Source organism: Pseudomonas sp. SD17-1 (assembly GCF_029201585.1).
Taxonomy (GTDB): domain Bacteria; phylum Pseudomonadota; class Gammaproteobacteria; order Pseudomonadales; family Pseudomonadaceae; genus Aquipseudomonas; species Aquipseudomonas palmensis.
In genome coordinates, this window is record NZ_CP104044.1 from 1,479,766 (window position 1) to 1,497,674 (window position 17,909).

Below are 17,909 nucleotides of genomic sequence, written 5' to 3' on the forward strand. Positions count from 1 at the left end.
AATGTGCTCCACAGATTTTTATTAATGCGAAGGCAATAAAGTGCCGGCGAATTTTCCAACTAGGAAATTCGTTTTTTAATAAGCGCAAAGTTGCCGTTTATTCAAGGGGAAGTACGCACCCCGAATGCATGCAAACCTGGATCAGGCGTGCTGCAGAAACAGGGCGGCGCCCCGACTCGGTGGGTCCTGACTGTCGTCCAGGCTCCAGCGCTGCTGGCGTTGGCCGCTTGTGGAGCAGACGCGCCAACGGGCCCGCAAGGCGCTGCTGGCAGGGGAGTCGCAGGGGAGGCTTGGCGCACGCACGGGCAGCCTGGGCGCGCGCAGAAGCCTGGCCCGCAGGGCTGAAGTGAAGGCGCGTACGCCCGGTATTGCAGAAGAAGTGAAGTACATAACGTGTGCCTCGCGACCGGACGAACCGGGGAGGCAAGCCACGTTGGAGCATCAAGCCCTAGCGCAGCTTACCCGACCGCGGAGTCGAGTCCCGTCATTTTCAGGGTTAAGTGCCTGGCGTTGCGCAGCGGCAATGACCAGACAGCGTCTAGATACTATGTCCATTGGCTTCTTTGGTGAGTTGAAAAAAGGCCGGATTTCCGGCCCGCGCAATTTACTCAGGAGGGGGAGCGAAGTCAACAGCAATCAGGCGTGAAAATTGAAACGTTAATAAAATTTCACACAAAGCAGTCAGCGGCAGAGGAGAGTCTGCCTGTGCCAAGGAATAATGCTAAGTGGGCAGAGTTTCACTGGTGGAAGGGTAATATTTTTTTGAAACAGCAATTAATGTCTGTTTTGCTATAGCGATTCTGTATATGGCATTTTTTTATAATTGCTATGGTACTTGGCATGGATTCAAAACCAGCCAGGGAGTGGGGCTATGTCTAAAACTATTGTCGTCGTGGGGGGAGGTGTCGGCGGCACGATGCTCGCCAATCAATTGGTCAGACAACTTTACCCGGAAATACTCAAACACCAGGTCACGGTCAAACTGCTGTCGAATTCGCCGGATCATTATTACAAACCTGCCTTCATGTACGTTGCCTTCAACAGCTATTTCCAGGAAGACCTGAAACGGCCCGAGCGTTCGCTGTTGCGGCCTGAAATCGACTTCCAGGTGGAGGAGGTGACCCGCTTCGACTTCACCGGGCAAACCCTGCACACCCGCTCTGGAAGGCGCGTGGGCTATGACTTTCTGGTGATCGCGACGGGCTGCGTACCCGCTCCCGAGCGCATCGAGGGGCTGCAGGAGGCGGGGGATCATTTCTATCAATACAAGGCGGCGCGACAATTGGCGCAACGTCTGATGACGATTGAAAAAGGGCGCATCTTCATATCCGTTTCTTTCCCACAGACGCCCAATGTTCCGCATCAGTGCGGTATTGCGCCGGTGGAAACTACCTTGATGCTGGATGACTTGCTGCGCCGTCGCGGTGTTCGCAATAACATTGAAATTGTTTATACCTATCCGACCACTGCGCAATTGCTCAGAAACTGTCTGTTCATGCAGCGGCCAACCGGAGAACTGTTGCCCACCCTTTTTGAACAGAAGAACATCAGGTTTCAGCGTGGCTTCACCCTGGACCGCGTGGACCCGGATCAACGTATTGCCTATTCGGCCGAAGGCCAGGCGCAGCCGTTCGACATCCTGATGGCGACCCCACCCATTCGTGCAGTGGACGCGGTGATACAGAGCGGTGCGTCCCAGGCCCCCAACAACGAGGGCTGGTTGCCGACCAACCACGAGACCCTGCAGGTCTACGGCCTGGAGAACGTCTACGTGATCGGCGACACCATGGACCTGCCCATCAGCAAGGCGGGCGGTGCCTGCCATAACCAGGCACCGGTGGTGGCCAACAACATCGCCGGCGAGATCCGCCTGGGCACCCCCTGCGCCGTCTACGACGGGAAGGTCCAGGCCGTTGCGCAGATGGGCCTCAACGCCGGCATGCCACTGACCTACAACTATCAGCAGGATGTGGTGCCCACCCCGCCGACCAAGCTGGGCGGCCTGTTGCGCAATGGATTCAACCGGGGCCTCTACTGGGCGGTTGCCCGTGGAATGATCTGAGTCGAGCGGTGCAGGAGTACGTCGATATGGAAACCTTCGAACCTACCGTGGAACACCTTGCTCACCCGGGCGTTGACGCCCTGATGAAAAAACTCGAACCGCTGCTGGTCAGTGGTCGCATGGACAACATCATCGACTTGCTGTCGCTGGGGTCCGACCTGGTCGACCTGCTCGACACCGCGATGGTGGACAAGCTGGCCCATGGGTTCGAGGACGTGACAGCCCTGACCTGGACCGTGGGCAACGCGCTGCGCATGGCGCAGGCGCAGAGCGGCGATACCCAGCCACCAAGCCTGCTGGGCCTGGTGCAACTGCTGCGCGAGCCGCAAACGCGACGTGGTATCGCGCTGGTGTTGAGGGTGTTGAACAATCTTGGACGGCAATATTGATCGCATGGAGCGAGAGGAACGTGGCAATGCTTGTAAAACAGCAACAGGGTCTGCGCGGGAGTACGACCTGGGACCCGCAAGGCTATCAGCAGTTTTCGCGTTTGAGGGAGCGTCCGGTGATCGAGCTGCTCGATCACCTGCCGTTGCAGGCACCAGCGTCCATCTATGATCTGGGCTGTGGTACCGGAATCGCCACCCGGCTGCTGGCCGAACGCTGGCCGGAGGCACAGTTGTTCGGCGTCGACAGCTCGGCGGAAATGCTCGCCGAGGCCCGAGCCCTGCCGGTCAATGCCCAATGGCTGAACAGCGACATAGGCCAGTGGGAGCCCAAGCAGCCGGCAAGCCTGCTGTTCGCCGCTGCCGTGCTGCATTTCATGGAGGACCACGAAAACCTGCTGCCGCGGCTGCTCGGCAATCTGCACGCCGGCGGCTACCTGGCGCTGCACATGCCCAACTGGCGGGATGCACCCTGGTACCACCTGATGCTCAGGGCCCTGAGCGAATGCGGGCCTGCGGGCCGGGTGATCGGCACGCTGGAGCTGCGCAAGTTCATGTCGGCGCGCAATGTCCTGTCCCTGGACTGCTACTACCGGTTGCTGGCGCCGCTTACCAGCAAGCTGGATATCTGGGAAACCGAGCATCTGCAGGTGGTCGAAGGCCAGTCGCCGGTGTTCGACTGGGTCAAGGTTTCGGCACTGCGCCCGGTGCTCAGCTCCCTGGATGACGAGGACCGTGAGGCCTTTCTGCGCAAGTACCTCAGGCTTCTGGAAGCGCACTACCCGCGTGAGGACGACGGGCGCACGCTGTTCCCGTTCAAGCGCACCTTCATCGTGGCCTCGGTCTGAGATTGCCCTTGGGCGGTCACTCTCGACAGCCCTGCAAGCCGCGACTGGTCTCTCCCTCAGAATGAGGGGTGTCAGCGCGTGCAGGGCTTCTGGAGGGGGGGGCGTTTTCGTTTTCTGTTCGCTTATTTTTGTTTGGGTTCGGGTCTGGCGACTGTCGGAGTGTCGGGCAGGAATGGTATGTTCTCCTCCAGAATGAAGATGAAGAAACTGGAATGATCATGCCTAGAGCCTCCCACCAAGATTTGCGCCGTGCCTTTCGTAAACTCCTGGCCTCCCCGGTCTGCTATCACACGGCTTCCGTGTTCGACCCGATGTCTGCGCGAATCGCCGCCGACCTCGGCTTCGAAGTCGGCATCCTGGGCGGCTCGGTGGCTTCGTTACAGGTGCTGGCGGCTCCGGACTTTGCCCTGATCACCTTGAGTGAATTTGCCGAGCAGGCCACGCGCATCGGGCGTGTCGCACAGCTGCCGGTGATCGCCGACGCCGACCACGGCTACGGCAACGCGCTGAACGTGATGCGCACCGTCACCGAGCTCGAGCGCGCCGGCGTGGCTGCGCTGACCATCGAAGACACCCTGCTGCCTGCCCAGTTCGGGCGCAAGTCCACCGACCTGATCAGCATCGACGAAGGCGTGGGCAAGATCCGCGCTGCCCTGGAGGCTCGCGTCGACCAGGAGCTGTCGATCATCGCGCGCACCAATGCCGCGCTGATCCCGGTCGAAGAAGTCATTGCCCGCGTGGTCGCGTACCAGAATGCTGGCGCCGACGGCGTGTGCATGGTCGGCATCCGCGATTTCGATCACCTCGAAGAGATTGCCCGCCACGTCAGCGTGCCGCTGATGCTGGTGACCTACGGCAACCCGCAGCTGCACGACGACACGCGCCTGGCCGAGCTGGGCGTGCGTATCGCCGTGGATGGCCATGGCGCCTACTTCGCCGCGATCAAGGCCACCTACGACTGCCTGCGCGAGCAGCGCCGCATCACCAGCAGCGCCTCGGACCTCAGTGCCACCGAACTCACCCATACCTACACCGTACCCGGCGACTACATCGTCTGGGCGCGGGAGTTCATGGACGTCAACGAGTAACATCGCTTCACCTCAATATGGATAGCAAACGGATCAATTCATGAAGAAAACACTGGGAGTGGTGTGCGGGCTTGCCGTCGCCGTAGCGGCCGTATGCACGGCCGGGGCGTGGTATACGGGCAAGCAGTTGCCTGGCGTGCTGGAGCACGCTACCGCACAGTCCAATCTGCAGATGCAAAAGTCGTTCAAGGGCCTGGGTGCCACGGCGCGGCTTGAGCTGGTATCGCTGGAGCAACACCTGTTCAGCAGTGTCGCGCGTTACAGGTTCACCGTGCAGAACCTGGAGCTGGGCGATGAGCCGAGCAACCTGGAACTGACCCTGGTCGATCGCATCGAGCACGGGCCGTTTCCCTGGCAGCGGGTCAAGGCATTCAAGCTGATGCCGGTGATGGCGGCATCCAGCACCTCGATCGAGAAGGATGCCACCACAGCCGAGTGGTATGCGGCCAGCGGTGATGTCTCGCCGGTGCAGGGCGAGTTCAGCCTGGGCTATGACCAGTCGTATGACGGCACGTTGAGGCTGATGCCGCTGGACATCGCCAAGGACGGTTCGTCGGTGAAGTTCTCCGGCTTCGACCTGGGCATGAGCGGTGACTTCGAAGGCAAGCGCCTCAAGCTCGACGGCAGCATGGGCACCTTGCAGGTGTCGATGGTCGATAGCGAGACGCCGCCGCTCAAGTTCGACCTCAAGGGCCTGAAACTGGTTGCAGACCTCACCCTGACGCCCTACGACTTCTATGAAGGCCAGGCCGACGTGACCCTGGACGACAGCGCCTTCACCTTTGGCGATCGCCAGGTACCGCTGACCGTCAAGGGTGTGGAGCAACGCAACACCTACAAGGTCAACGGCGACAAGGTCGATGCCAGGGCCGCCTACAAGGTCGACGCCATCACCTATGACGGCAAGGCCGTGGGCGGCGGGCAACTGGTGGTGGCGGTCAACCGCTTCGATATCCCTGCGCTGCAGGCGATCATGGCGATCTATGAGAAGCACATGCCCCAGTTGCAGGAGACGGCCGCTGCCGGCCAACCGCCCGAGCTGGAGCTGAATGCCGAAGAGCAGGCGCTGATGCAGGTGCAGATGATGCAGTTGCTGGCGGGCAAGCCTCAGGTGGCCGTGGAGGACCTTTCCTTCAAGACCGCCAACGGTGAAAGTCGCTTCAACCTCACCCTGGACCTGGCCAAGCCGACGTCGGCCGACCTGCCTTCCGATCAACTGGTGCGCCAGATGATCGAGAAACTGCAGAGCAGCTTGTCGCTGTCCAAGCCGATGATCGGTGACCTGGCAGCCTTGCAGGCCAGCCTGGAAGGGCAGGACGAGGCGCAGGTCAAGCAGGCCGCAATGGCCGGCGAGATGGTCGGGCAGATGGCCTTGTATTCCAAGCTGGCCACGCTCAAGGGCAATGACATCATTGCCAACCTGCACTATGCCGATGGCCAGGTGGCCTTCAACGGGCAGAAGATGACCGTTGAAGAGTTCGCCGCGCTGGTGATGTCCAGCCTCGGCGGCCTGCAACCGGCAGGCAACTGACCGCTGGGCTGGCGGGCTTGCCCCGCCAGCCTGGTTTGGCAAAAAACCCTTTAGAATTCATTCGATTATCTGTAGCCTTCGGCAACCCATAAAACCCGAGGCCGCAGAGGGTCTTTGGTTCTGTCGTACAGGCTGAACCGTTATCCGATTTGCCAGGGCTCGGTGATACACTCGACTTACGCGCACTAGCGCCTGCAGGTCTTGCGAACATGACCCAGATTTCCGAACGCCTTCTGGTCCAGGCCCACCTCGACGCCAAGCAGCCCAAGCCGCTGACGCCCGAGCAAGAGGCTGACTACCGTGCCGCCATCGCCGCCGAGCTCAAGGCTCAGGACGCCGTGCTGGTGGCCCACTTCTACTGTGATCCGGTGATCCAGGCCCTGGCCGAGGAGACCGGCGGTTGCGTGTCCGACTCGCTGGAGATGGCCCGTTTCGGCAACCAGCATCCGGCCAAGACCGTGGTGGTGGCCGGTGTACGCTTCATGGGTGAGACGGCGAAGATCCTCAACCCCGAAAAGCGCGTGCTGATGCCGACCCTGGAGGCTACCTGCTCGCTCGACCTGGGTTGCCCGGTGGAGGACTTTTCGGCGTTCTGCGACAAGCACCCCGAGCGCACCGTTGTGGTGTATGCCAACACGTCGGCGGCGGTCAAGGCGCGGGCCGACTGGGTGGTGACCTCCAGCTGTGCGCTGGAGATCGTCGAAAGCCTGATGGACAACGGCGAGACCATCATCTGGGGGCCTGACCAGCACCTGGGCCGTTACATCCAGAAGAACACCGGCGCCGACATGTTGCTGTGGGACGGTGCCTGCATCGTTCACGAGGAGTTCAAGTCGCGTCAGTTGCTGGACATGAAGGCGCTGTACCCGGACGCGGCGATCCTGGTGCACCCCGAGTCGCCAGAGGCGGTGATCGACCTGGCCGATGCGGTGGGTTCCACCAGCCAGCTGATTGCGGCTGCGCAGCGCATGCCGAACAAGACCTTCATCGTGGCCACCGACCGCGGCATTTTCTACAAGATGCAGCAGCTGTGCCCGGACAAGGTCTTCGTCGAGGCGCCCACTGCCGGCAACGGCGCGGCGTGCCGCAGTTGCGCGCACTGCCCGTGGATGGCGATGAACACGCTTGAGCGCACCTTGCAGTGCCTGCGCGAGGGCAGCAACGAGATCTTCGTCGAGCCGGCGCTTATCCCGCAGGCACTCAAGCCACTCAAGCGCATGCTGGACTTCACCCAGGCGGCGCGGCTCAAGCTCTCCGGCAACGCCTGAAAGCAGCATCGCGGGTCGAGCCCGCTCCCACAAGGGGGCGGGGCTGACCCGCGATATGGTGTGCGCGCTACCTTGATGCGTGTCAGCGCATCATGTCCTTGACCATCCGCTGCTGCTCCATCAGCTCGCGCTGACGGGCATCGATCTTCGACGACAGCACAAAGTTGTTGCCCGCCCGCTGCTTGGCGTAGTCGAGTTGCTGCAAGGCCTGATCGAAGTCGCCCACCAGGGCAAAGTATTCGGCGCGAGCCTGGTGCAGGCCGATTGTGTTGCCCGACAGGCCGCGAACCTCCGCCACCTCATACCAGACATCCGGGTCTTGTGGCCGATTCTTGAGCAGCGCATCCAGTGCCTTCTCTGCCTCGGCCGGGCGGTTCTGCTTGAGCAGCAGGTCGATGCGTGACTGCTGCAGCGGGTAGTTGCCCGGGTACAGGGCTCGCATCTTCTCCACCCGTTGCTGGGCATCGGCCAGGCGGTTGTTGGTGACGTCCAGGTCGATCTGCGCAAGGTTGTAGGTGATGTCGTTGGGTGCCTTGGCGAGCAAGGGCTTGAGGCTCTCGCGGGCCTCGTTGAGCTGGCCGCCCTTGATCTGCACCAGTGCCAGGCCGTAACGCGCCGCATCCAGGTTGGGGTTCTCGTCCAGCAGGGCGCGGAAGCGCTTGGCACCCAGGCCCGGCGTGCCTTCGTAGGTCAGTTGCAGGCGTGCACGAATCAACTGGTAGCGCAGGCTGTCGTCCACACCGCCCTTGGGGGCCTGTTCGGCACGGTTGCGGGTGTCGGCGACCCGCGACTCGGTAACCGGGTGAGTCAGCAGAAACTCCGGTGGCTTGGCGCTGTACTGGTACTGGCGCATCAGCCGTTCGAACATGGTCGGCATGTTGCGTGGATCGTAGCCGGCCTTTTCCAGGTTGAGGATGCCGATGCGGTCGGCCTCCTGTTCGTTCTGGCGCGAGAAGCGCCGTTGTTCCTGGATCGCGGCGGCCTGGGTGCCGGCAATCGCGGCGATGCCGGCATCGCCAGCCCCGGCAGCGGCGGCAATGATGCCCACCAGCAGGGCGCCCATCATCGGCAGTTGCATGCGTTGCTGGGCTTCCACGCCGCGGGCGAAGTGGCGTTGCGACAAGTGCGCCAGTTCGTGGGCCAGCACCGAGGCGTACTCGCCCTCGGTCTGGGCGTTCAGGAACAGGCCGCCGTTGACCCCCACGATCCCGCCAGGGGCGGCGAAGGCGTTGAGTTCCTTGCTGTCGATCAGGATGAACTCCAGGCGCCGGTCCTGCAGCTGGCTGGTTTCGGCAAGGCGGTAGACGCTGGTTTCGACGTAGTCCTTGAGCTGGGGGTCGGACAGCTGGCGCACGTTGCCGCGCAGCAGGCTCAACCAGGCGCGGCCCAGTTGATGTTCCTGTTGCGGGGAAACGATGGCCGAGCTGGCGTCGCCGAGTGACGGCAGGTCGTCGGCATGGCTCGGTAGAGCCAGCAGGCAAGCCAGCGTCAGCAGGGTAGGGCGCAGAAAATTCATGCACGAAGCTCGGGTCGACAAAGAACCTTACTGTAGCCGGCTCACACGTTGACGACCAGTGGCGGTATCCTACGAGGTCTGTGCATGCCGCTACCTGCCGTGGGCATGCACCTGCCTGGAGAAGCCCGATGACCGATGCCGTACCCTGCGACGCCGAACTGGATGCCAGCGGCCTGAATTGCCCCTTGCCGTTGCTCAAGGCCAAGATGGAGCTCAACCGCCTGGGCAGTGGTGCAGTACTCAAGGTGGTGGCCACCGATGCCGGCTCGCAGCGCGACTTCCGCACTTTTGCCCGCCTGGCCGGTCATACGCTGCTGCATGAGCAGGCCGACGCCGGGGTCTACACCTACTGGCTCAAGAAAGCCTGAACCTTTCTCTTTAAGGATCACCGATGTTCAAAGTGCTTCGTGGCTGGCTGCACCGCTATTTCTCGGATGAAGAAGCGGTGGTGCTGGCGGTCCTGCTGTTTCTGGGGTTCACCGCGATACTGACCCTGGGCGGCATGCTGGCGCCGGTGCTGGCGGGCATGGTGCTGGCGTTCCTGATGCAGGGCCTGGTCAATGCGCTGGAGCGCCTGCGGGTGCCCAGCAAGGTGGCGGTGGGGCTGGTGTTCCTGCTGTTCCTGAGCGCGCTGGCGGTGTTCCTGCTGGTGCTGGTGCCGTTGCTCTGGCACCAGTTGATCACCCTGTTCAACGAACTGCCGGGCATGCTTGGCAAGTGGCAGTCGCTGCTGTTGCTGCTGCCGGAGCGCTACCCGCATCTGGTCTCGGATGAGCAGGTGCTGCAGGCCATCGAGGCGATGCGCGGCGAGATCGGCAAGTTCGGTCAATGGGCGCTGACCTTCTCGCTGTCGAGCCTGCCGTTGCTGGTCAACATCATGATCTACCTGGTGCTGGTGCCGATCCTGGTGTTCTTCTTTCTCAAGGACCGCGAGCAGATCGCGCGCTGGGTCAGCGGCTACCTGCCGCGCGAGCGGGCCCTGATGACCCGCGTGGCCGAGGAGATGAACCGCCAGATCGCCAACTACATTCGCGGCAAGGGCATCGAGATCCTGATCTGCGGCGTGGCCACCTACATCGCGTTCATCGCACTGGGCCTGAACTATGCGGCGCTGCTTGCGCTGCTGGTGGGGTTGTCGGTGGTGGTGCCGTATGTGGGGGCGGTGGTGGTAACCGTACCGGTGACCCTGATTGCCCTGTTCCAGTGGGGCTGGGGCGACCAGTTCATCTACCTGATGGCGGTGTACGCGATCATCCAGGCGCTGGACGGCAACGTGCTGGTGCCGCTGCTGTTCTCCGAAGCGGTCAGCCTGCACCCGGTGGCGATCATCTGCGCAGTACTGCTGTTTGGCGGATTGTGGGGCTTCTGGGGGATCTTCTTCGCGATCCCGCTGGCTACGCTGTTCAAGGCGGTGCTCGACGCCTGGCCGCGGCGTGAGCCGGTGGTGGCGCCGCTGCTCTAGCCGCGGCGCACGCTTCGCCGGCGAAGCGCTTCAGCCCTTGTTCAATGCTTGCGCCTGCGCCAGCACCGCTTCCACATGCCCGGGCACCTTCACGCCGCGCCATTCCTTGCGTAGCACACCCTCGCTGTCGATCAGGAAGGTGCTGCGGTCCACCCCCATGTATTCCTTGCCGTACAGCTTCTTGAGCTTGATCACGTCGAACAGCTGGCACAGGGCTTCGTCCTTGTCGCTGATCAGCTCGAACGGGAAGCCCTGCTTGGCCTTGAAGTTCTCGTGGGACTTGAGCCCGTCACGCGATACGCCGAACACCTCGGTGTTGGCCGCCTGGAACGCCGCGTACTGGTCGCGAAAGCCCTGGCCTTCGGTGGTGCAGCCCGGGGTGCTGTCCTTGGGGTAGAAGTAGATCACCACTTGGCGACCCTTCAGGCCGCTCAGGCTGACGGTCTTGGCGCCGGTGGCTTGCGCCTCGAAATCGGCGACGGGTTGGTCGAGTGCTACGGCCATTGCGGGTTTCCTTACATGGGGTTCTGTGGGCGCCACGGTTCGATCAGCGCATCCAGGTTCAGGGCGTCGGAGAAGTCCAGGAACTGGTCACGCAGCCAGCTGATCTGGGTGCCGGCCGGCAGGGTCACGGTGAACGTGGCGTTGAGCATGGTGCCGCCGGTCTGTGGTGCCTGATAGGTGTCGCAGGTCAGGTTCTCCAGCTCGACGTTGTGGTCGATGAAGAACTGGCACAGCTCGTTGATGATGTCGGGGCGGTACGCGGCACTGACATAGGCGACGTAGGGCAGCGACAGCGGGCGCACTTCGAGTTCGGCGCTACGCACCACATTCACGGTGAAGGTGTGCTTCTTGGCCAGGGTCGGCAGCGCCGCTTCGAAACGCGCCAGGGCGTCCCAGCTACCGGTGACCTGCAGCACCAGTGCGCTGCACTCGCCGTGGCGGGTCAGGCGCGAGGTGACGACCGAGCAGCGATTGTCGTTGCTGGCCCGGCACAGAATGTTGGTCAGTTCCATGGGGTTTGCGCCCAGGGCACTGATGACAAGGAATTGTTCGCGAACGGTGGGGGTGGACATGCAGCATTCCTAAAGCGATGAGCGGTCGGTACGTGACGGGGCAAATAGGCTTGTCGGCGTGGTTCCGTGGCTCAGGATCGAGGGCTCGGGCACTGTCGGGGCGCGTTGTCGGCAGCCCGGCGGGCCGCTGTGTACCGATCAAAGAGAGAAGGGTAGCGAAAATGGTCGCCGAGGGGAATGCTCCTGCCGCCTGCTTCGCTTGTGCAAGCCCTGTGGCGCCAGTACCATTACCGCTCTCTTTTTCCGGCAGGAGCAGCTTCATGATTGCGGGCAGTATGGTGGCATTGGTCACACCCATGGATGCACAAGGGCGTCTTGACTGGGACAGCCTCAGCAAACTCGTGGACTTCCACCTGGAAAACGGCACCCACGCCATCGTTGCGGTCGGTACCACCGGCGAATCGGCGACCCTGGATGTCAATGAGCACATCGAAGTCATCAAGGCCGTGGTCAAGCAGGTCAACGGCCGTATTCCGGTGATCGCCGGTACGGGTGCCAACTCCACCAGCGAAGCGGTGCACCTGACCCGCAATGCCAAGGACGCCGGTGCCGACGCCTGCCTGCTGGTGGTGCCTTACTACAACAAGCCGACCCAGGAAGGCCTGTACCAGCACTTCAAGCACATTGCCGAAGCCGTCGACATCCCGCAGATCCTCTACAACGTGCCCGGCCGTACCGCCTGTGACATGCAGGCCGAGACCGTGATCCGTCTCTCGAGCGTGCCCAACATCATCGGCATCAAGGAAGCCACCGGCGACCTCAAGCGTGCCAAGGCGATCCTGGATGGCGTGAGCAAGGATTTCATCGTGCTGTCCGGCGATGATCCGACCGCCGTCGAACTGATCCTGCTGGGCGGTAAAGGCAACATCTCGGTGACCGCCAACGTCGCCCCGCGCGAAATGGCCGACCTGTGCAACGCCGCACTCGAAGGCAAGGCCGACGAGGCCCGCGCCATCAACGAAAAACTGATGCCCCTGCACAAGGACCTGTTCGTCGAAGCCAACCCGATTCCGGTGAAGTGGGCTTTGGTCGAAATGGGCCTGATGCACAAAGGCATCCGCCTGCCGCTGACCTGGCTGAGCGAATCCTGTCACGATACGGTACGCCAGGCCATGCGCCAGTGCGGCCTGAAGTTTTAATTGAGGACGTACACCGCATGAAGCGATTGGCTGGTCTTTCCGCCCTTGCCTTGATCATCTCCAGCACCAGTGGTTGTGGCTGGCTCTGGGGCGAAGAGGGTTACTTCCGTGACCGGGGCAGCGATTATCTGGAGGCCACTCAAAAGCCGCCGATGCAGCTGCCGCCGGATGTCAGCAACGTCAAGCGTCTTGACCCGCTGCTGCCGATTCCGCGCAACGTCGCCGACGACAACGTCAAGGGCGAGTTCGAAGTGCCGCGTCCACAGCCGTTGGCGGCAGGTGCCGACATCAGCGATTTCAGCCTGCAGAAGAGCGGCGCTTCGCGTTGGGTCCTGGCCCAGCGCGCCCCGGCCGAGGTGTGGCCGGTGGCCCACCAGTTCTTCGAGGACAACGGCTTCCGCATCGCCGAAGAGCGCCCGCAGACCGGCGAGTTCAGCACCACCTGGCAGCGTTTCGACGAGTTGTCGGCGTCCATGGCCCAGCGCCTGGGCGGTGTTGCAGGCAGCAGCAACAATGAAATCCGTGCCCGGGTTCGCATCGAGCCGGGCGTACAGCGCAATACCAGTGAAGTCTATGTGGTGACCGTCGAGCGTGCTGCCGGCAGCGCCACCGAACAGGACTTTCCGGCACGCGCCGAGAACACCGGTGTGGACGCTGCACTGGTCGACGAAATGCTTGCCAGCATGACCCGCAGCGCCGAGAAGGGCGGTTCGGTATCGCTGCTGGCGGCCCGTGACTTCGATACCCCGAGCCGTGTCAGCCTGAGCGAAGACGGTAGCGGCAACCCGGTACTGAACCTGGGCGCCGACCTCGATCGCGCGTGGTCCAGCGTCGGCCGTGCCCTGGAACAGGGCGAATGGCGGGTTGAGGATATCAACCGCAGCCTGGGCCTGTACTACATCAACCTTGCCGAAAAAGCCGAGGCCAAGGACCAGGAGCCTGGTTTCTTCAGCCGCCTGTTCGGCAGCGCGCCGAGCAAGGAAGAGCGTGAAGCCCGCGCCGAGCGCTATCAGGTACGCCTGAGCAAGGTGGGTGACAGCGTGCAGGTGACGGTCGAGAAGAACATCAATACCGTGGCCCCGGCCGATGTGGCCCGTCGCGTGCTGAGCGTCATCCAGGACAACCTGGGTTAAGTGCGCTTCGCCGTACTCGGAAGTGGCAGCCAGGGAAATGGCACGCTGATTGTCAGTGGCAGTACCTGCGTACTGGTCGATTGCGGGTTCTCCCTGCGCGAAACCGAGCGGCGTCTGGCGCTGCTCGGCGTGTCGGCGGCGCAGTTGAGCGCGGTGCTGGTGACCCACGAGCATGCCGACCACGTGCATGGGGTGGGTTTGCTGGCGCGGCGCTACAATGTGCCGGTGTACCTCAGTCGTGGCACCTTGCGCGGGATGCGCAAGCCCGTGGAGCCCAGCGGCTTCCTGGCAGCTGGCGATACCCTGCAGCTGGGTGCATTGAGCATTGCCGCCGTTGGCGTCAGCCACGATGCGCTGGAGCCCTTGCAGTATGTGTTCAGCGATGGCCGCCGCCGGTTTGGCGTGCTGACCGACCTGGGCTCGTACGACGCGGCCCTGCTCGACAGCTATCAGGGCCTGGATGCCTTGCTGATCGAAGCCAACCATTGTCGCGACATGCTGGGCCGCGGGCATTACCCGATGTTCCTCAAGCAGCGCGTGGGTGGCGACTACGGACATTTGAACAACCACCAGGCCGCGCGCCTGGTGTCGGAGTTGGGCTGGCAGAACCTGCAGCACCTGGTGCTGGCCCACCTCAGCAGCAAGAACAACCTGCCACAGCTGGCCCGGCAATGTTTCGTCGACGCCCTCGGGTGTGACCCGGACTGGCTGCAAGTGGCGAATCAGGATTACGGGCTCGACTGGCGCGAAATCGCCTAGCCCATTTCAATTTAGCAAGCGGAGCCCATCATGGAAAAACGTGAAGAACTCTACCGCGGCAAAGCCAAGTCGGTGTACAAGACCGACGACGCCGACCGCTTGATCCTGCTGTTTCGCAACGACACCTCGGCGTTCGACGGCAAGCGTATCGAACAGCTCGACCGCAAGGGCATGGTGAACAACAAGTTCAACGCCTTCATCATGCAGAAGCTTGAAGAAGCCGGCATTCCAACCCAGTTCGACAAGCTGCTGGGCGACAACGAATGCCTGGTCAAGAAGCTCGACATGATTCCGGTCGAGTGCGTGGTGCGCAACTACGCAGCCGGCAGCCTGGTCAAGCGCCTGGGCGTGGAGGAGGGCATCAAGCTGGAGCCGTCGACGTTCGAGCTGTTCCTCAAGAACGACGAGAAGGGCGACCCGTTCATCAATGAATCCCACGTGGTTGCGTTCGGCTGGGGCACCGCCGAGCAGCTGGTGAAAATGAAGGCGCTGTCGTTGAAGGTCAACGAAGTGCTGAGCAAGCTGTTCGACGACGCTGGTCTGCTGCTGGTGGACTTCAAGCTCGAGTTCGGCGTGTTCCATGGCGAGATCGTGCTGGGTGACGAGTTCAGCCCGGATGGTTGCCGCCTGTGGGACAAGGAAACCCGCAAGAAGATGGACAAGGACCGCTTCCGTCAGGGTCTGGGCGACGTGATCGAAGCCTACGAAGAAGTTGCCAAGCGTCTGGGCGTGCCGCTGTAAGCGCGTGACTGACGCAAGCGCCTGATACCACGCGAATTTTTTTCACAAGAAGCTTTGCGTTTGGGAAAACTGCTGGTATCATGCGCGCCACTGGAGAGATGCCGGAGTGGCCGAACGGGACGGATTCGAAATCCGTTGTACTGGCAACAGTACCTAGGGTTCAAATCCCTATCTCTCCGCCATATGCGAAGTAGTCGAAACCCCCGAAAACGTTGAAGTTTTCGGGGGTTTCGTCGTTTAGGGGCGGAACATTAGGGCAGATTTAGGGCAGATTTCATGGCTCAGAGGCCGGATTCGGCCGCAATGGGCCGAAGGTCTTAGGGCTGAAAGGCTGCTTCCGCTTTCTTGTTGGGTGGCTCTTTGGCACCATTCACTAGTACCCGTGTGTCCTGGTACGGAAAACTGCCATTGAACGTTAGGAGCAAGGAAATGCAGCCGACGGCTACCGAAAGACTCATCGTGGAAATGCTATGCGAGGTCTACAAAAAGCTTGAAATCACCGACAGCTACGATCCTGACATCGTCGCTCGAGCGATGGGGTCGCAGGATTACTGGGTTCTCGACTGGAAGTACGATGTTCGCGATGGCGATAGCGAGACGCCTCCACATGTCACGGCGGTAGTAGATACGCTGGATATGTATCAGTTCCTTCAGGAGGCATACGAGGCGTTTGATGATGAGCAGCGTCAGTCGGTCGAGGCGGTTGGGATAGGACGCACTCTCGAATTTCCGGGGTACGATGGGAACAATGAGACCGACTATTTACGAGCTGCCCGCTACCTGGTTCGCGACCTTGATCGGTTCACCAGATTGCAGGGATCGGCTGACACCAATTCGCATGCGCCGCTTGCGCCGATGTATGCCCGCATGGTTGAAGTGTTCCTGCCGATTCGGAGGAACGTGGTTGGTCGCAGGATGACTGTCGAGGAAGTTGTTGAAGTGCTGAATGCAGCCATACATCCAGATAATCGCTGAACCTGGGGCGGTGCAGGCCCATTGGGCCTGCTATTACTCAAACCCCATCATCTTCGACACGACGTCCGCCATGCTTTTAGTGTCTTTTGAGATCCAGCGGCCGTAGTGCTTCCGCACCATGGTCGTGTCGCTGTGACCGAGTTGACGGGCGACCCATTCAATTGGGACGTAGCTTGACAGTGCTTGGCTCGCGAACGTGTGGCGTGCCTGGTTGGCGCCTCGATGGCGAATGCCTGCTTTCTCAAGGTGGGCGGTGAACCAGTTGCTGACAGTCTTGCCGTTCCACAGTAGGCCACTGGTAGAGCTGCGGAACAAGAAGCGAACCCGCTCCTGCTTCTTCGTGATGTTGTCTCGCTGCACAACCGTGATGGGCGTGGGTTCGGCATCCTCGGCTTCGGCCACGATCATGGTCAGCAGCTCCAGGGCTGGCGCGATCAGCTCAACTGTTCGAATGCGCGTGCGCTCCTTCGGTACCTTGAATTCCCCGGCGACCAGGGCGCGGCGGATTGTCAGCGTGCCGGCCACTAGGTCGACGTCTTCTACCCCGGCCGCGATCAATTCGGACAGGGACAGCCCGGCCCAACAGTTGAAGACTATCATCCGACTGTCTGCCATTCGCTCGGGGTCGGCGGCGGCCATCCGATCAATCTCGCTCCGGGTGAATGGGTCGGCGAACTCGCTGTCGCTGTCAGACTGGATGTTCTCGATGCGCTCCAGGGGGTTGAACTTGATGATCTCATCGCTGAACGCATCCCCCCATACCCCCCTTATAATTGTGAAGACGTCGTTTACAGTTTTCGGTTTGAGGCCATTGGTAAGAAGTTCAGCTTGGAACAATTCAAGCTCACTCTTGGGGATGGTTGCGATAGTTCTTCCGGTGAACTTTCTTTTGACGTGTTCAGACTTGCTTTTATAGTTGATGAACGTGCTGTGTGCTTTTTTCACCTTGGCAACTTCAAGCCACAGGGCTATCCCTTCGTCTACAGTCCTTTTGGCAGGCTCGTTCGGAAGTTCTTGTCTGGCTTTGAGCCAAGTAGAGTCGGGAAAGTGGGCTGCATAGTCAAAGCGGTTTTCCTTAATCTCCGCTAGTACCGTTCTGCGTTTGTTGTCCGCATAGGCAATGGCGGCTTTGTTGATCTTGGCTACGTTACGCAGAGGCTCACGGCGGCGCTCGCCTTCGTACATGAAGGCGATCCGTAAGAGCTTGCCATTGATATCGACGCCCGTTGGTAGGGCGTTGATACCTGCTGGGAGCTTCGCGCTCATGGCCGGCCTGCCATCCATTTTTCGATTTCAACACGGTTGTAGACAATGACGTTGGCAGGATCAGTGCGCCACTGTTTCTCTTCTAGCCAGATTCCACGGTCGCGATATTTGCGTACAGCCTCAGTGCTCAAACCGAAAACCGGGAACAACAGCTCTTTCCGAATCCATACAGCGGGAGTGATAAGAAGTTGAACCGCCTCGGCGGGCAGCCTATTTACTTCGTGGATAGGTTTAACTTGTAGCTTTGCCATTTTATATTCTCCGACTTACCGACGTGGTTGCAGGCACTGGATCTGCTGGAGTTTCTTTGCAGCCACATTGGCCATGTAGGATTGCCACTCGACGTTCTTCCGCTGCTGCCGGATCCTGCTGCAGTTGGCATGGTTGCGAGTCGAGCGCGCTTTGCCACAGATGTCGCACATCACCGGCAGGTCAAGGCTATGTGTGGCCATGCGTGGCCTAGTGCTCGGGTTGCAGGTCGATGTATAGGTCACAAGGAGTATCTCTCATGGGCTCTGCGGGTGATCGGGCTCAGGGCTAGATGCTCGTAACCGATGATGTTGTTAACAGTCGATAACGTGCTAGTGCCTGGCCGGGTGGTGGTGGGGGCCTGGTGCAGTTGTATCAGCGCGACGATCAGTGCGCCGGCCAAGACCCAA

The 17,909-nt window shown here is 61.2% G+C and carries 18 protein-coding genes and 1 tRNA gene; 14 read left to right on the plus strand and 5 right to left on the minus strand.

Annotated elements, in window-relative coordinates; all coding sequences use genetic code 11:
* Positions 1-871: 871 nt before the first annotated feature.
* From N0B28_RS06650 to nadA, 6 genes are all read left to right on the plus strand, one after another.
* Positions 872-2,062: an FAD/NAD(P)-binding oxidoreductase gene (locus N0B28_RS06650; protein ID WP_058541512.1), complete on the plus strand. Its 1,191-nt coding sequence runs from the start codon at positions 872-874 to the stop codon at positions 2,060-2,062.
* 26 nt (positions 2,063-2,088) lie between these two features.
* Positions 2,089-2,451, plus strand: a complete 363-nt coding sequence (locus tag N0B28_RS06655; protein WP_275731015.1) for a DUF1641 domain-containing protein — start codon at positions 2,089-2,091, stop codon at positions 2,449-2,451.
* Between the two features lie 26 nt (positions 2,452-2,477).
* Positions 2,478-3,296, plus strand: a complete 819-nt coding sequence (locus N0B28_RS06660) for a methyltransferase domain-containing protein (protein ID WP_043864230.1) — start codon at positions 2,478-2,480, stop codon at positions 3,294-3,296.
* A gap of 218 nt (positions 3,297-3,514) precedes the next feature.
* Positions 3,515-4,384 carry an oxaloacetate decarboxylase gene (locus tag N0B28_RS06665; protein ID WP_043864299.1) on the plus strand — a complete coding sequence of 290 codons (870 nt, stop codon included), beginning with the start codon at positions 3,515-3,517 and terminating at the stop codon, positions 4,382-4,384.
* A 40-nt stretch (positions 4,385-4,424) separates the two neighbouring features.
* Positions 4,425-5,915 carry a YdgA family protein gene (locus N0B28_RS06670; RefSeq protein ID WP_058541515.1) on the plus strand — a complete coding sequence of 497 codons (1,491 nt, stop codon included), beginning with the start codon at positions 4,425-4,427 and terminating at the stop codon, positions 5,913-5,915.
* Between the two features lie 209 nt (positions 5,916-6,124).
* Positions 6,125-7,183: a quinolinate synthase NadA gene (nadA, locus tag N0B28_RS06675; protein ID WP_043864228.1), complete on the plus strand. Its 1,059-nt coding sequence runs from the start codon at positions 6,125-6,127 to the stop codon at positions 7,181-7,183.
* 82 nt (positions 7,184-7,265) lie between these two features.
* Here the strand turns inward: nadA and N0B28_RS06680 are convergent, their stop codons facing one another.
* Positions 7,266-8,699 (minus strand): M48 family metalloprotease, encoded by a 1,434-nt coding sequence (locus N0B28_RS06680; protein WP_275731019.1) that lies wholly within the window; start codon positions 8,697-8,699, stop codon positions 7,266-7,268.
* A gap of 128 nt (positions 8,700-8,827) precedes the next feature.
* On the opposite strand from N0B28_RS06680, the gene N0B28_RS06685 reads away from it, so the two are divergent.
* Positions 8,828-9,067: a sulfurtransferase TusA family protein gene (locus tag N0B28_RS06685; RefSeq protein ID WP_043864226.1), complete on the plus strand. Its 240-nt coding sequence runs from the start codon at positions 8,828-8,830 to the stop codon at positions 9,065-9,067.
* A 23-nt stretch (positions 9,068-9,090) separates the two neighbouring features.
* Positions 9,091-10,161, plus strand: a complete 1,071-nt coding sequence (locus N0B28_RS06690) for an AI-2E family transporter (protein ID WP_043864225.1) — start codon at positions 9,091-9,093, stop codon at positions 10,159-10,161.
* Positions 10,162-10,191: 30 nt separating this feature from the next.
* Here N0B28_RS06690 and N0B28_RS06695 read toward each other — a convergent pair whose 3' ends face one another.
* Complete coding sequence (locus N0B28_RS06695) at positions 10,192-10,665, minus strand: peroxiredoxin (RefSeq protein WP_043864224.1); 474 nt, start codon at positions 10,663-10,665, stop codon at positions 10,192-10,194.
* Positions 10,666-10,676: 11 nt separating this feature from the next.
* Positions 10,677-11,237: a glycine cleavage system protein R gene (locus N0B28_RS06700; RefSeq protein WP_043864223.1), complete on the minus strand. Its 561-nt coding sequence runs from the start codon at positions 11,235-11,237 to the stop codon at positions 10,677-10,679.
* A 260-nt stretch (positions 11,238-11,497) separates the two neighbouring features.
* Here N0B28_RS06700 and dapA point away from each other — a divergent pair, with 260 nt between their 5' ends.
* The 6 genes from dapA to N0B28_RS06730 all read left to right on the plus strand — a co-directional run bounded on the left by dapA (position 11,498) and on the right by N0B28_RS06730 (position 15,984).
* A complete protein-coding gene (gene dapA, locus N0B28_RS06705) occupies positions 11,498-12,376 on the plus strand; it encodes a 4-hydroxy-tetrahydrodipicolinate synthase (protein WP_043864222.1) in 879 nt (292 codons plus the stop codon).
* A 17-nt stretch (positions 12,377-12,393) separates the two neighbouring features.
* The gene (gene bamC / locus N0B28_RS06710) at positions 12,394-13,509 is read left to right on the plus strand and encodes an outer membrane protein assembly factor BamC (RefSeq protein WP_213607179.1); all 1,116 of its coding nucleotides are present in this window, start codon (positions 12,394-12,396) and stop codon (positions 13,507-13,509) included.
* Entirely contained in the window at positions 13,510-14,268 is a 759-nt protein-coding gene (locus N0B28_RS06715) for an MBL fold metallo-hydrolase (protein ID WP_043864220.1), read from the plus strand.
* A gap of 30 nt (positions 14,269-14,298) precedes the next feature.
* Entirely contained in the window at positions 14,299-15,009 is a 711-nt protein-coding gene (purC, locus tag N0B28_RS06720; RefSeq protein ID WP_010223163.1) for a phosphoribosylaminoimidazolesuccinocarboxamide synthase, read from the plus strand.
* Between the two features lie 92 nt (positions 15,010-15,101).
* A tRNA-Ser gene (locus N0B28_RS06725) sits at positions 15,102-15,191 on the plus strand.
* 247 nt (positions 15,192-15,438) lie between these two features.
* Complete coding sequence (locus N0B28_RS06730) at positions 15,439-15,984, plus strand: YfbU family protein (protein WP_210014610.1); 546 nt, start codon at positions 15,439-15,441, stop codon at positions 15,982-15,984.
* 33 nt (positions 15,985-16,017) lie between these two features.
* Here N0B28_RS06730 and N0B28_RS06735 read toward each other — a convergent pair whose 3' ends face one another.
* Both N0B28_RS06735 and N0B28_RS06740 read right to left on the minus strand, forming a co-directional pair.
* Positions 16,018-17,250: a DUF3596 domain-containing protein gene (locus tag N0B28_RS06735; protein WP_275731026.1), complete on the minus strand. Its 1,233-nt coding sequence runs from the start codon at positions 17,248-17,250 to the stop codon at positions 16,018-16,020.
* A complete protein-coding gene (locus N0B28_RS06740; protein ID WP_210014608.1) occupies positions 17,247-17,501 on the minus strand; it encodes a hypothetical protein in 255 nt (84 codons plus the stop codon). Before N0B28_RS06740 ends, N0B28_RS06735 begins: the two co-directional genes overlap by 4 nt.
* Positions 17,502-17,909: the final 408 nt, after the last annotated feature.